Source organism: Pseudoalteromonas sp. NZS71, from assembly GCF_015864715.1.
GTDB classification, from domain to species: domain Bacteria; phylum Pseudomonadota; class Gammaproteobacteria; order Enterobacterales; family Alteromonadaceae; genus Pseudoalteromonas; species Pseudoalteromonas arctica.
The window spans coordinates 243771-258547 of the sequence record NZ_JADYWS010000001.1; the positions used below are offsets into that span (position 1 = coordinate 243771).

Sequence of the window (14777 nt, forward strand, 5' to 3'; positions counted from 1 at the left end):
CGCCTGTTTTTAACATTCACCCTTTTTAGTAATTGACCTTTTGGTCAGTAAAGCTACAATCAATCAATACGTTAAACACGCAAACTCAACAATGACCACACAAATAAAACCAAATAAAAAAGAAGTGACACGCGAGAAAAACCAAAAACTAATTTTAGATGCCGCCGAGCAATTGTTTTCGCAACTAGGTTACGACGGAGCAAGTATGAGCATGGTTGCTAAAGAAGCGCAGGTGCCAAAAGCTAATATTTTGTATTACTTTAAAAGTAAGGATGGTCTGTACGAGTCTGTGATCGACCGCATAATAGCTAATTGGAACTTAGGGCTCGATAACGTCACAATTAACGACGATCCAGCTACCGTGCTTTATAACTATATTAAAAGCAAAGTAATACTGGCCGTAAATCAGCCAATGCAATCTCGCTTATTTGCTAGTGAAATACTGCGCGGTGCCCCTTATTTACAAAACTACTTTAGAACCAATACCCGCCCTTGGGTTAAACAAAAGGTTGATGTACTTCAAGCATGGATGGACGCAGATAAAATGGATAAGGTTGATCCCTACCATTTGCTTTTTACTATTTGGTCTACCACGCAATATTACGCCGACTTTCAGGCTGAGGTTTTACTCGTAATGAACAAATTAGAGTACGACGAAACCGATGTGGCACAAATTACGCAATCAATTGCCCACATAATTTTAAAAGGTATTGGTCTTAAAATACCTGAGCAAAGTGAGACTTAACCCATGACATCCTTTACTACTCCCGATTTATTTGACGATCATCGCGATAACGTACAAGTAGCAGACAGCGGCCTTTATCACTTTGGTAAAAAAACCACGTTTTATGGCAAAGTAGTTACCGTTACCTGCCCAGAAGACAACTCTTTTGCCGCCGATATATTGCATGAAAATGGTGAAGGTAAAGTATTGGTTATAAACGGTTTTGCGAGCAAACGCTTTGCATTTATAGGCGATATTATGGCTGAGCGTGCCCTAAATAATGGCTGGGAAGGCGTAATAATAAATGGCTGTTGCCGAGATATTGAAATACTCGCCACAATGAACTTACCTGTAATGGCGCTAGGCTCTACACCGCGTAGTACCTTAAAGCGCGGCTTTGGTGATAAAAACCAAGCTGTTACCATGCTTAGCACCACTATTGAACCTAACGATTGGGTTTACGCCGATATTAATGGTTTAATCATCAGTAAAACACCGCTTATTTAGCACTCAAAACCATATAAATAGAGACCAACTTGGTGCACCTACGCACCAAGTTGGTTTGTTTTAGCTCATTTTAATCTCACTATTTTTATAGCCCACATTTACAAATCTCATACAACCCAACAAAACCTGACCAGTTGGACAGGGTTTTAATTTATGGCATTCCTCTTGCTTAGTCTAAGCACTATAAAATCAAAACTACCGATTAAAAAGCACAGCTTTAGCAATTGCATTAAATTAGTGATCTATTATAACGCGAAGAAAATGACGCAGTGAATGCGCTATTTAATCCGATAGAATGAACATGTTTTTAATAAAATTGGTATTTATAATAATAACCAGCCCGCTTTTTAATCACTCTTAACTTAATAAGTAAGTACTTGGTCAGTTTTATAATAATGAGCTGCAAATGAGTGATAAAAAAAACAACAAAGGTATATTTTGCAATCACGGTCCTACCCTGTGGCAAACAAACCACTCTGGGGTGCTTGCAAACAATCGCTTAGCTGTAAAAGATGTATTTGCAGTAAAGGGCGAGCGTAACAGCGCAGGCAACCCACACTGGTTTAAAACAGCTAAACCGGCTCAAAATACGGCAAGCTCGGTTAATAAGCTCATGACCGCTGGTTGTAACTTTATAGGCTTTACCCATACTGACGAACTGGCTTATAGCTTAGAGGGTAATAATATACATTATGGCGCTGCGCAAAATCCTAAATTAAAAGGGCATGCTTGCGGTGGTTCGAGTATGGGGTCTGCTGCATCCGTTGCTGCAAACTTAGCTGATACTGGCTTAGGCACCGACACCGGCGGCTCAATTAGAATACCCGCCAGCTATTGTGGTTTATATGGCATAAGGCCAAGCCATAACGTGATTGAAAAAGACGGCCTAATACCGTTGGCTCCGCCTTTTGATACCATAGGTTGGCTTACCCAAAGCGCCGAGCTATTAAGCGATGTAGGTAATGTACTGCTACCAAATCAAGCTATTAATAACGTTGATACCTTAGTTATTTGCGAGCCGTTATTTGAACTCGTTGACCCTGCTTTACAAGCCCCACTTAAACAATTGCTTGAAAAAACCAAGCCTAATTTTAAGCACCATAAAGAATTTGAACTACCTAACAGCAACTTATTAAATGAACTTGCTGATAGTTTTAGAGTACTGCAAGGGCGAGCAATCGCAAAAACGCATAAAGATTGGCTTCAATTGCCGGGGCAACTTCCCCAGTTTGCTCCAGCAATTGCGGCACGTTTTAATATGGCGCTTGCCCTAACTGATCAAGAAGAACAAGAAGCACTAAAAGTACAAACCCAATGGCAAACACTAATAGCTAAAAACCTAAATACAAACAGCTGTTTATTTTTGCCAACCACCCCCACAACCGCACCTAAATTAGGCGCCGACACAAGCGCCTTACGCATGCAAATTATTACGCTTTCGGCAATTGCAGGACTTAGTGGCTCAGCGCAAGTGCATTTACCGCTGGCTGATTTAGCAAATGATCATCCGTATGGTTTTTCATTAATGATGAGCCACGGTAACGATAAAAGCCTACTTGCTTGCGTTAAGCACCTTGCTGCACACTTTAAACAGGACACACCGGCATGACCACACACAACATTGCATTTACCGCGTCTCATTTTTCGGCCACTGAGGCGGGTATAAATATACTAAAACAAGGCGGTACAGCCACCGAGGCTATGGTAGCCGCTGCCGCTGCTATTAGCGTTGTATATCCACATATGAACTCAATTGGTGGCGATAGCTTTTGGCTTATCGATAACCCAAACCAAAAAACGCCCATCGCTATTGACGCCTGCGGCCGAGCTGCAAGTAATACAAGTGCTTATAACACGCTCACACAAATACCAGAGCGCGGCGGACTAAGCGCATTGACTCAAGCGGGTACAATACGCGGTTGGCAAAAAGCCCTTGAGCTAGATGAACACGCAGCACTGCCACTGTCAAAAATTTTAGCGCCCGCCATTGCACTTGCTCGCGAGGGCTTTACCGTTACAAAAAGCTTGCAAGCAGGCTGCGAAAAGCTAGCTGCTGCAAATAATACCAATGACGCGTTTAAAAGCCTCTATATACCCAATGGTAAGCCCTTGCAAGCAGGTCAGCATTTTAAAAACCCTAAACTTGCAGCAACATTTGAACACTTAGCAAAACAGGGTTTAAACGCATTTTATGAAGGTGCACTTGCTAACTCATTTGCCGCCGACTTAGCAAAAGCAGGTAGCTCAATTACCGTAAGTGATATTGCAAATACTAAAGCCGAGGTCGTTACTGCGCTAAATGCAAACTTATCAGGTATTGATTGCTATAACTTACCCGCACCAACACAAGGCGTGCATTCACTGCAAATAATTGGTGCCGTAAATAAACTAAAACACAAAGCTAAAACCGATGCCGACTGGATGCATTTAATTGTTGAGGCAACCAAACAAAGCTTTACCCATCGCCCTACTCTTTGGGCTGACCCTGAAGTATTAGGAGACGATTATAAAAACGCACTAACCGATAATCGCTTAAGCCAACTTGCTAATAATATTGATATGACCAAAGCCAAAAAATGGCCTTTTAGCGCAGAGCCTGGCGATACCGTGTGGATGGCAGCTAGAGATAAAAACGGCCAATTAGTCAGCTTTATTCAAAGTATTTATTGGGAATTTGGCAGCGGAATATTAATGAGCGAAGGCGGTTTTGTGTGGAATAACCGTGGTTTAAGCTTTAGTTTAAACAATGAAGGTATTGATGCGGATAACAATATTAACGCCCTTGCGCCAAATAAAAAGCCGGCTCATACACTTAACCCAGCAATGGCAAAGTTTAGCGATGGTCGTCGCCTTGCCTACGGCACTATGGGCGGTGAAGGGCAACCACAAACCCAAGCCGCTGTTTTTGCAGGCTACGCATGGCGAAATAAATCAATAAACCAAGCCATTAGCGACCCTCGTTGGTTACTTGGGCGCACATGGGGCGATACGAGTACAAATTTAAAAATTGAAAAAGAGTTAGTTTTTCATATAGAACATGAATTAAATCAACGTGACCACGATTGGGTAAGCGTTGATAATAATAACGAAATGATGGGGCACGCTGGGGCTATTTTAGATACACCTACAAGCCTTGAAGCTGCAACAGATCCTCGTTCAGATGGACGTGCAACAGTAACTACAGCAGGAACACAATGTCAGAAATAATAAATCAATGGCCAATTATAGTAGCCTTAATAGCAACCGGTATTTTTGCCGGTATTTTAGCAGGACTTTTTGGTGTAGGCGGCGGTATTGTTATCGTCCCTGTGCTGTATTTTTTACTGCAAGGTTTTGGCGTAAGCCCAGAGTCGGCAATGATGATAGCCACTGCCACATCACTTGCAACCATAGTACCTACTTCGCTTTCATCTATTCGCTCGCATCATAGCAAAGGAAATATTGACCTTGCGCTAATAAAATACTGGGCACCGTTTATATTAGTTATGGCGGTAGTCGGTAGTATTATTGCTCATACCGTTCGCGGTAACGCATTAGTGCTCATGTTTGCCTGCATTGCTATTTTAGTCAGTTTAAACATGTTATTTAGAGCCGGCGCACCTGCGCTTGTAAAACAACTGCCAGGTAAATTTGGTCAAGGCGTTATGGCAAGTATTGTAGGTGGTTTGTCGGTAATGATTGGCATAGGCGGCGGTACTATTGGCGTACCTATGCTAAACGCATTTAATGTACGCGCCCATGTTGCAGTAGGAACTGCGGCCGTTTTTGGTTTATTGATTGCGCTACCAGGTGTTATTACCTTATTAAGTATTGGCACAACGCCAACCGATGCTCCCCTAGGTACGTGGGGGTTAGTTAACCTCCCTGCCTTTTTTCTTATTATTCCGCTGACTATTTTATTTGCGCCTATTGGCGTAAAAATTGGTAGTAAGCTGGATCAAAAACAACTAAAACGCGCTTTTGCCGTTGTCTTAATGATAACCGGCATTCGCATGCTTATTCAGACTCTGGGAGCCTAAAATATGTTTAATAACACGCAAGTTCAAACCTTAAACCCACCACAGCGTTTATTAATGGGACCAGGTCCAATTAATGCAGATCCTCGTGTTTTACGTGCTATGTCGGCGCAACTTATAGGTCAATACGACCCAGTAATGACCGGTTTTATGAACGAAACCATGGCACGTTACCGCGAAATTTTTAAAACTAAAAACGAATGGACCATGCTAATAGATGGCACATCGCGCGCGGGTATTGAAGCCGTATTATGCTCAATTTTACGCCCAGGCGATAAAGTACTAGTGCCAATTATGGGGCGCTTTGGCCACCTACTTGCTGAAATAGCAGAACGCGTTGGCGCAAAGGTGCACACAATAGAAGTACCGTGGGGCGAAGTGTTTACGCCAGAACAAATAGAAAAAGCCATTGTTGATGTAAAACCCCATGTACTTGCTATGGTACAAGGCGATACATCCACCACCATGAACCAACCTCTTGAGCATATTGGCGATATTTGCCAAAAGCACGATGTACTATTTTACTGCGATGCCACCGCCTCTATTGTGGGCAACGAACTTCCTGCCGATGAATGGAAACTCGATGCACTTTCTGTTGGCCTGCAAAAATGTTTAGGCGGTCCTTCTGGGTCTGCGCCATTAACACTAAGCGACAAATGCGCCGAGTGGATCCAAAAACGTAAAAAGGTAGAAGCAGGTATTCGCACAGCCGATCATATCGACGGCACAGAGCCCTTTGTGCGCTCTAACTATTTTGATTTAGGTATGATCATGAATTACTGGGGAGAGGAGCGCCTCAACCATCATACCGAAGCCACCAGCATGCTGTATTGCGCCTCAGAATGCGCCCGCATAGTCATTGAAGAAGGCGTGGATAACTGCGTAGCGCGCCACAAATTACATGGCGATGCCATGCTAACAGGCATTCAAGCGCTCGGCTTAAATGTATTTGGCGATTTAACACATAAAATGAACAATGTACTGGGTGTTTATATACCCGAGGGCATTAATGCCGATCACGTACGCGGACAAATGCTAACCGATTTTGGAATAGAAATTGGCACTTCGTTTGGGCCACTGCATGGCAAAATTTGGCGTATTGGCACTATGGGCTACAACGCCCGAAAAGATACCGTATTACAAACACTTGCAAGCTTAGACGCTTGCTTGCATGCCAACGGTTACAAAGGCCCTAAAGGCGAAGCCGCCATTGCAGCCCTTGCTCACTATAAATAAACAAGGATTTAGCATGACGATTGTAAGCCCACAACACAGCCCTTTATTAGATAAAGAACTTGCTGATGAATATGCAACACGCGCTTTATCTCGCTGTAAAACTCTCAGCGCACTATCGCAAATGCAAGGCGGTATTCACCGCGTGTACTTATCAAAAGAGCACAAAGAGTGTAACGCTGTTACCGCATCGTGGATGGTTGAGGCGGGCATGCAATCGTGGCAAGACGAAGTGGGCAACCTTTGGGGGCGGCTTAAATCATCAAACCCCCATGCTAAACGTTTAATTATAGGATCGCACCTCGACACAGTTCCAAACGCAGGTGCGTTTGATGGTATTTTAGGTGTACTGCTGGGGATAGAAATTGCAGCGCTTGCATATAAGTTAAAGCTCGACCTGCCCTTTCATTTAGATGTAGTGGGCTTTTGCGATGAAGAAGGCACGCGCTTTGCCACAACTTTAATTGGCTCAAAAGCCCTCGCCAACGAATTTGACCCACAGTGGCTAAACATTGAAGACACAAACGGCATAACTATGCGCCAAGCCATGCTCGACTTTGGCCTAAACCCTAACGACTACGCAAAGGCCGCACTAAACAAAAACGAATTACTAGCTTACTGGGAAACTCATATTGAACAAGGCCCTGTACTCGAATCGGTTAATCAGGCGCTCGGAGTAGTAACGGCTATAGCAGGTGCTAAACGCGCCATGCTTACCCTAACAGGGCAAAGTGGTCATGCGGGTACAACGCCAATGAACTTGAGGCAGGATTCACTAGCAGGCTGCGCCGAACTTACTCTTGCCATAGAGCAGCTAGCAAAAAACGCGAGTAATGGCGAAGTTGCCACCGTAGGGCAAATACAATCTCGCCCCGGTGCTACAAACGTGATTGCAGGTAAAACAACCATAAGCCTAGATGCACGTGCACAAAGCGACACCGATCTCGCTAACTTACTAAGCGCCATACAAAGCAGCGCTCAATCTATAGCAAGCAAACGCAATTTAACGCTTGATTGGCAATGGACTCATGCCGCCGATGCCGTTGCGTGTGATACTCAAATTCAGCATTTGTTTTCAAGCGCATGTAAACTCAATAACCAAGCATCGCCTTCACTTGCTTCAGGCGCTGGGCACGATGCAATGGCAATCGCTCCAATTTGCCCCGTTGGCATGTTATTTATACGCAGCCCTGGCGGTATAAGCCACCACCCTGCAGAAGCCGTTATTAATGAGGATGTTCCTAAAGCACTGAGCGTAATGTACAGCGCGCTTTTGCTTTATGTAAAAGAGTTTGAATAGTTTTGAATAGTTTTGAATTAATAGAGTAAACCAAATAGATTAACTTGGTATATTTAGGGGCTTAAACCTCCTCAAAGTCATTTGGAGGTTGTTACTAATTGCAGGAAAACGCAGGAATACATGTTACTTAAAGCAGCTTTATCGAGCTACCCTTTGCTCTTTCAAGCTAAGGCGTTTATGTGAGCTATATACATGTTGAATATTCGTATCGTTAACTAAATATGCATCCATTTCAGTCGTAATTAGACCCGATAATGGCTTGATTTCAAGAACACCCAACTCACCTAAATTTGCAGATAGTAAAGTATTATTCCTAAAAGCGAACAAAGTTTTGTCAGTATCTCGTAAGTCACCATTTACATATAATTTAGCACCACTAAACCAAGCGTTAATTATTTTAACTTTGATTGACTTAACAGTAAATTCAAAGGATTTTCTCATCAGATCTCCATACCCAGAAAATGTAATTACTATACTTTATGTTCTTATGTGTTTTGCGCACAAACACTTTCGTTTAATACCCGCTTAGTCGATGCAGGGTAATTTTTTAGTGCAGCCAAAGGGCGAATTGGCCGCTGAACCAAATTACCTGAGCAGTTTGGGCACACGTTATTTAACAGCGTTTGAGCACAGCTAGAACAAAACGTGCATTCAAATGAACAAATAAAAGCCTCACTGGACTCTGCAGGTAGATTCTTATCACAACATTCACAATTAGGTCTTAAATCTAGCATTTAGAGCTCCCTTTTATCCACCCAATGCTGAGTAAATATCTATTACCTTTTATAACTTTTGATACCTGATGCTCACTTACATCAGGGCGGAATAGCTTAACCCGCTTTGTTTCAAATATCGGATTACTGCAAATAAACTCACCACCCAAATCTGCTTTTTTAAGCACTATATTCAATCTATAGTGTTTACCAGATGCAACTTTGTCTGTGTGTGGTGCTATTTCACTTCCTTGTGGAAATTTAAGCAAATATGTATCAAATTTAATTGGCCACGTAGCACCACAAATCAACATTTTATCGTAGCCTGACTTTTGCCTGCCTCGCTCCCAACAAAATAATTTACTCAAAAAAAACATACAATCCCTCAAAACAGCTAACAAACAGTAAGTTAACTCGTTTTTTTATTTTTATTGATAAACAAACCATAGCCGAGTTCATATTTTGGTTCAATCCTTTACTGTATTTTACGTGGGATATAAAAGGGCGTTTGAGTGACTTTATTGAGGAACTAAGGGCTTATCTTTCTTAATACATCGCGTTTTGCAGTTTTTCTACATTATGAACAAGACAATACAGTTGCCGCAGCGTAAAGAAACAGCTAAACAGGACAGCCATTCTAACTTAATGAAAAAACTTAGGCTGGCGTCACTGTTAATTCATCAAAAATTGAACATGTTTTCGAGAGCCGCCTCTAAAGACATGGGCATATGACGTTTATTCATAATTCGGTTGTTAAGCTCTTCTTTAAGTGATTTAACCGTAGTGCAATACTCTAAACGTTTAGCAATTTCATCACATTCATTATTTAGCGCCGCTAAATGGTTTACAAAATTATCTTTAATTTGCGCTTTACTACGACCATTAAACTTACGCCACACAATTGTATATTGGTCATTACTTTCTTTTTGTTGGCGATGCTGTTCATTTAGCTCGATTATTTTATTTTGCAGTAACGGTATTAAGTTTGCTTTGGTTTCTTCATCAAAATCGACATCGTCGTCAAAATGGCTTATGTAAAGCTGTAATAAAGTAAAACCGTCTTTCTCTTTTCGAGCTTGTACTAACTGTTGCATTAGTTCGTGTTTTTCTGCTTTTTTTGCAAGATCAGATTCTTTATCTGGATGCAACTTAGATGCTAAACGTTTATACATTTTGTTTAGTTGCGAGCCTTTAAATAACTTTTCTAATTTTGAGTTGTTTTTTTGTTGTTTAATTTCATCGCGATCAAATCGTTCGTGTTGGTCAAAAAAGTCATCCCAATCTTCATCTTGTTCATAGTGCATATTATCTGCACTAAACGCTTCATCATCTTTCTCCTCACCAAAACCTTGCTCGTCAAGGTGCTTATAAAGCAATGAAGGCTCAGCTGTTATTTCTCTCAGTTCGTCATCTGTTAATTCTAAACCGGGGAAATCTTGTTGTAACATCTTACGTAATATATTTAACTCTGAAGAAGGGATTGTACTAACCGTATCTTGGTTATATTTATTTAGGTAAGATTGAAAAATTTGAGACACTTCCTCAACATTCAATTCGCCAATGAATGGATGTTCTGACAAATAATCTAAATCTTCATTTATCCAATCCACAAGTTCATTACGCTGTTCAATAGTTAAACTTTTACGTTGGATAAACTTACTAAAATGAATAATTTGTTCTGCAATCATTTGAGCTTGGAGTTGCTCATGGTGCTCTACTTGTTCTTGAAATTGAGAAAACAGGGTCTGCTTTTTAATATCAAAGTTTGCGTTACGCTTAGTATGTTTTTCAATTCGCTGCCATAAACGCTCTAATTCAGAGGGCGTTCTAGTCGCAGCTTGTTGCTTTACATTTTTTAAAAATGTCATATTAAGTTCCACTAAAATTTGTATCCATTACTTTTTATGCACGTAATTTGTATGCTTTAATTATAAATTTAATTAAAGCATACATAAAGCCAAGCATTAAAAAAGTAACTAAACAATTATTTAATGCTTTAGGTCAATAAGGATAAAAAGCGCCTGAGTTCATTTAAGAACAATATGCTAAACAGTGACTTTAACTAATATTTACTCGTAACGCTCGATTAAGTAAATATTATGATGGCTATAATTACGAAGCAAATCAAAATATAGCCACCCGTTTTACTTTAATGCTTATTTAAAGCTTATTTAATAGTTACCTTTGCATCACTTACCCATGTTTCAGTTATAGCTTCATCATTTTTATCAACTAAATACGCGCGTATGTTCACCGGATTGTTGTTAGCTTGTTTGTAGTCAAACGCTAATCGCCATTGGTTTGTACCAACTACCGGATAAACTCCAATAGGTTCTAGTATTTCACCGTTGCTGGCTTCAACAATCGGCTTTATACCACTTTTGTTATCTAAGCCTTTAAATACTGGACCTTCAAAATCAATCACCATTTTGTTAACGCCTTCAGGAATAGGCTGGCCGGGGATCCCGCCTAAGCCTTGGCGAGTATTTACAACGCTTGCAAGGTTTTTTGATTTTGGATCGAGTGGACGCCATTCAATATCATAAGAAAAGGTAAACTCGTCGCCTTTGCGCGCCTCTTTTTCGGGCACCCAGTAGGCAACAATATTGTCGAACGTTTCATCTTTTGTAGGAATTTCGATTAACTGTACTGCGCCTTTGCCCCAATCGTCAGTAGGTTTAATCCACGCTGATGAACGCTTATTGTAAAATACGCCGTCGTCTTGGTAGTTATTAAAGTCACGATCTCTTTGGATTAAACCAAACCCTTTTGGGTTCTCATCAATAAAGCTATTGGTCGACACCGACTGAGGATTATTTAATGGGCGCCAAACGTATTGACCCGATCCTGTGTGAATAGCTAAGCCATCGCTATCGTGAATTTCAGGGCGCCAGTCTTTAGCTTCTGTTTTATCTTTTTGTGAGTACCAATACATACTAGTTAGCGGTGCTACACCTAAGCGTTCAACATCGGCGCGCATATACAAATTAGCCGTTACAGAGGTAATATGGCCTTTGGCTTCTTTGTTATCTTTGCTTAAACCAAATCGATAAGCACCAGTAATAGAAGGCCCTTCAAGCAATGCCCAAACAGACACACTTTCACCTTTTTTCTCTGCAGGACCAATCCAAAATGCAGAAAAGCGCGGAAACTCTTCTGGTTGATTCATACCCGTATTAATCGCGATACCTCGAGCCGACAGTCCATATTGCCCCTCTGGCCCATCAGTACGAAAATAAGACGCACCTAAAAAAGATATCCAATCTGGTTTCATATCTGGGCGCATTATTCTAAAGCCTGCAAATCCAAACCCTTCTGGGAGATCGTGAGCTGGGCTATCAGCTGGCATATCAAAAACGTCATTACTAAAAGGTACGTTTTGAACCTGATTTTTATCGTCTCTGATGTAAATACTTACTGGCTCAGGGAAATATCTGCCAGGGTAAAATAATTGTACAGGTGCCTTTTTTCCACTTGGGTATAAGGTTTCATCTTCTTTAAAGCGTATTTTCCAATGTTCGTCATACGTAATTTTATCGATTAACTCCGGCGCTGGCACCTTAGTTGGCGCATAGGGCTTTTCGGCTGAAGCTTTTGCTAGGGCTTTTAAGTCTTCGAATGAAAACTCCGTTTTATCTACTGCTTCTGTCGCGTAAGACGACATCGAAGTGCTAAAAATAATTGCGATAAATAACTTTAATTTCATAAAAAGAATGTCCAATAAATTGAGTCAAATAAAAATAGGAACGCTGCACGAACGTATGTTTAACTTAAAGTTCTGTATAGATATTACGTGACGTAATATGAACTAGCGTTTACTAAAGTATTGTTATTTGACTACAGGTCCTCCCATAATTAATTTGTTTTTACGGGAATTGGTTTTAAGGGAAATTGCGCGCGTTTAATGATATCGCTGAAGTGAAAATAAACGGAGATTGCGCTGTTTATTGGACGAAGCCGTCAAGAGGTATGGATATATTTAGGTTTTAGTTGCCCACTATTCCAAGGCAAATATTTGTAGAGTGGCTGGTTTTTCTATTCGTTGTAGTTACATAGTTGATTTGGGCTAAAGCGTATTATAAGCAGTAAAAAGTGAAGGGTAAGCCTATATAGAACTCTGGTATTTAAATCGATAAGGATTACATTTAGGTGTTGAAAAACAAATAGGCTCACCACTTTTAAAATTTGCAATTAATAGCTAAATTTGACTAGTCGTCCACCTCAGGGCGTGTTGTTACGTGTTTGTTCATCGTAGCTAAAAGATCTTCTTTACATTTATCAGGTTTCAACGACTCAGGGTTGAAAATTATGGCAAGTACTTTATCAACATATATATAGATTGAACCATTAACTTCTTCGATATGCTCTACAACATCCCAGTCATAAAAGTTATAACCATATTGGTGGATTTCTTTTATACCATCAGCGCTTATTTCAAACTCTTTAGGACCAATCATTATTCCATTTTCATTTGGTGTAAAACATTGTGCAATTTTCACTTCCATAAATTTACTGAGAGCGACGTAAATAAAAAATAAAATGGATAATGTGAAAACAGAAAAGAACAACTTATTTTCTATTCCGCCAGACTGAAACTGAAAGAAGGACATAAAACTAAAAGTTAGCACCAACCAAAGACACACATTTTTAAGCATGGGTATCCATGTATAGGATTTCAACACCTTAGATGCTGTGTGAGCGTAAAAAGCGTCATAGTCGGCTTTAGATGTTTTAATTTTAAGATTCAAAAGATTCTCCATAATCTGAGATACGTATAATTAGCCTGTAGATTAACTCGTTTTTTATTTTTTATTGATAAACAAACCATAGCTGAGTTCCTATCAACTTAAAATCAATTTACCCATGCATTTATTGACCGTAATATTCCGCTTTTTATTTTAAAGAGAATCAGGCTTAATAAAGCCAAGTTGTTTACCATTCTATAATTGATAATTTCCGTAACGGTTAGAATAAGGTCACCCTAACTGCCCTTCATCATTAGTCATTTAAAACGCCTTTAACTGTATTATTTTTTTAAGACGTTTTTTAATGACCTTTTGCTCGCAATAAAGCCCGATAAAACCACCAACAGCAATTGAAGCCACAACCAAAAACCAATATAAAGGGCTGTTAGATGCCTGAATACCCGAAATATAAAGGTATAAGTTGAACGGGATAATAAAAAATAAGCTACCTAATACTTTAATGAATTCCCTAAAAAGCTCTGTATCAGACTTTGCTTTGTCGATATGAGAGTTAATAGTTTCATTTGATATCTCATTTAGCTCTGGGTATGTCTTTTGTAACCAATTTAAATAATTCAATTATGCATCCTTGTATTTTTATATCTAGTACTGCCTTAAATAGGCAAAATATATTTGCTAAAGTAAGCGACATAGCAGTAAAAACCAGATTTTTTTTGTTCTGCTTTACGACTTGTTATACGTTTTTACTACTCACTATTAGATTACAAGCTATCACCACATCAGATCGGTAATACTCTACAATTTCAGCTAACTCTTTATCTGATTTAACTAAGAACTCAGCGGAACATCTTTCTCTAACATGAATTAAAGGTAAATGATCTGTATCAGATGAAATTACACCAAATACATGAAACTCAGTATTCCAGCATTGACCATACTTTTTATTTCCAATTTGACAAAGATTCATAACTATATTTAAGTAATCATCATCGCTTTCAAGTAACTTGGTAGCAAGTATAATTACATCATCAAACATTTTATTTACACCGAGCTTTAGAAGCGTATAACGAGGCTGTAGAATAGCTCTAACAGCCAAATAATAGTAAGTTAAAATAGAGACGCAGAAAAATGTTATTTGTCCTAGTTTATTACTTGTTATAAACCATTAACTACCAAATTCTCGGCTAACAATTGCTGCGGGGACAATATCTTCTGGTAGATCACTAGAAGCCTTTTGAGCAAAGTCACCAGCCATACCAAATACTTTGTCAACTGGATCGACTTTCACTCCGTTTTCGACAGCTAACTCCAGAAGTTTCTTGCCGATATCGTTACAAGAACTAACCCAGTTTTTTGGTAATTTCCCCACAGTGATTTTAGGCTGACAAACTAGTTTAAAAGTTTCTTTACCTGTAGTGGTCAATAAAATTTGGCCACAGTTTTAGAATCTTGATATCTAACCTCAGATTCATTTGGCGCTAAACCGGCATTATAATGATGCGGCCTAACGTTGTTGTAATATCCGTTGATATAATCACTAACGCTATATTTAGCATCTATAAAATTTCCATATCCAAC

At 39.9% G+C, this 14777-nt stretch carries 16 protein-coding genes and 1 pseudogene; 7 read left to right on the top strand and 10 right to left on the bottom strand.

Going from position 1 to position 14777, the window contains the following annotated elements; all coding sequences use genetic code 11:
• Positions 1 to 91: 91 nt before the first annotated feature.
• The 7 genes from I6E85_RS01000 (at position 92) to I6E85_RS01030 (ending at position 7780) form a co-directional block, all read left to right on the top strand.
• Positions 92 to 745 carry a TetR/AcrR family transcriptional regulator gene (locus tag I6E85_RS01000; protein WP_004334664.1) on the top strand — a complete coding sequence of 218 codons (654 nt, stop codon included), beginning with the start codon at positions 92 to 94 and terminating at the stop codon, positions 743 to 745.
• A 3-nt stretch (positions 746 to 748) separates the two neighbouring features.
• Positions 749 to 1231 (top strand): putative 4-hydroxy-4-methyl-2-oxoglutarate aldolase, encoded by a 483-nt coding sequence (locus I6E85_RS01005; protein WP_024591947.1) that lies wholly within the window; start codon positions 749 to 751, stop codon positions 1229 to 1231.
• 406 nt (positions 1232 to 1637) lie between these two features.
• Positions 1638 to 2840, top strand: a complete 1203-nt coding sequence (locus I6E85_RS01010) for an amidase family protein (RefSeq protein WP_197236466.1) — start codon at positions 1638 to 1640, stop codon at positions 2838 to 2840.
• A complete protein-coding gene (locus tag I6E85_RS01015; RefSeq protein WP_197236467.1) occupies positions 2837 to 4438 on the top strand; it encodes a gamma-glutamyltransferase family protein in 1602 nt (533 codons plus the stop codon). The genes I6E85_RS01010 and I6E85_RS01015 overlap by 4 nt, the downstream gene beginning before the upstream one ends.
• Positions 4426 to 5250, top strand: a complete 825-nt coding sequence (locus I6E85_RS01020; protein WP_197120554.1) for a sulfite exporter TauE/SafE family protein — start codon at positions 4426 to 4428, stop codon at positions 5248 to 5250. The genes I6E85_RS01015 and I6E85_RS01020 overlap by 13 nt, the downstream gene beginning before the upstream one ends.
• A 3-nt stretch (positions 5251 to 5253) precedes the next feature.
• Complete coding sequence (locus I6E85_RS01025) at positions 5254 to 6483, top strand: alanine--glyoxylate aminotransferase family protein (RefSeq protein ID WP_121954396.1); 1230 nt, start codon at positions 5254 to 5256, stop codon at positions 6481 to 6483.
• Positions 6484 to 6496: 13 nt separating this feature from the next.
• Complete coding sequence (locus I6E85_RS01030) at positions 6497 to 7780, top strand: allantoate amidohydrolase (RefSeq protein WP_197236468.1); 1284 nt, start codon at positions 6497 to 6499, stop codon at positions 7778 to 7780.
• Between the two features lie 138 nt (positions 7781 to 7918).
• Here I6E85_RS01030 and I6E85_RS01035 read toward each other — a convergent pair whose 3' ends face one another.
• From I6E85_RS01035 to I6E85_RS20880, 10 genes and pseudogenes are all read right to left on the bottom strand, one after another.
• A complete protein-coding gene (locus I6E85_RS01035; RefSeq protein ID WP_024591953.1) occupies positions 7919 to 8221 on the bottom strand; it encodes a hypothetical protein in 303 nt (100 codons plus the stop codon).
• 44 nt (positions 8222 to 8265) lie between these two features.
• Entirely contained in the window at positions 8266 to 8514 is a 249-nt protein-coding gene (locus I6E85_RS01040; protein ID WP_081709180.1) for a DUF1272 domain-containing protein, read from the bottom strand.
• Positions 8508 to 8870 carry a 2OG-Fe(II) oxygenase gene (locus I6E85_RS01045; protein ID WP_024591954.1) on the bottom strand — a complete coding sequence of 121 codons (363 nt, stop codon included), beginning with the start codon at positions 8868 to 8870 and terminating at the stop codon, positions 8508 to 8510. Before I6E85_RS01045 ends, I6E85_RS01040 begins: the two co-directional genes overlap by 7 nt.
• A gap of 303 nt (positions 8871 to 9173) precedes the next feature.
• A complete protein-coding gene (locus I6E85_RS01050; protein ID WP_024591955.1) occupies positions 9174 to 10361 on the bottom strand; it encodes a hypothetical protein in 1188 nt (395 codons plus the stop codon).
• Between the two features lie 299 nt (positions 10362 to 10660).
• Positions 10661 to 12199, bottom strand: a complete 1539-nt coding sequence (locus I6E85_RS01055; RefSeq protein WP_101163243.1) for a glucan biosynthesis protein — start codon at positions 12197 to 12199, stop codon at positions 10661 to 10663.
• A gap of 502 nt (positions 12200 to 12701) precedes the next feature.
• Positions 12702 to 12998: a YcxB family protein gene (locus I6E85_RS01060; protein ID WP_139016245.1), complete on the bottom strand. Its 297-nt coding sequence runs from the start codon at positions 12996 to 12998 to the stop codon at positions 12702 to 12704.
• A gap of 501 nt (positions 12999 to 13499) precedes the next feature.
• Positions 13500 to 13817 (bottom strand): hypothetical protein, encoded by a 318-nt coding sequence (locus I6E85_RS01065; protein WP_007584349.1) that lies wholly within the window; start codon positions 13815 to 13817, stop codon positions 13500 to 13502.
• 115 nt (positions 13818 to 13932) lie between these two features.
• Positions 13933 to 14235 carry a hypothetical protein gene (locus I6E85_RS01070; RefSeq protein ID WP_197236469.1) on the bottom strand — a complete coding sequence of 101 codons (303 nt, stop codon included), beginning with the start codon at positions 14233 to 14235 and terminating at the stop codon, positions 13933 to 13935.
• A gap of 129 nt (positions 14236 to 14364) precedes the next feature.
• Positions 14365 to 14622, bottom strand: coding sequence for a hypothetical protein (locus I6E85_RS01075; protein ID WP_197236470.1), 258 nt, complete (start codon positions 14620 to 14622; stop codon positions 14365 to 14367).
• A pseudogene (locus tag I6E85_RS20880) lies at positions 14619 to 14777 on the bottom strand (IS3 family transposase); the annotation flags it as partial. The gene I6E85_RS01075 and the pseudogene I6E85_RS20880, both read right to left, overlap by 4 nt.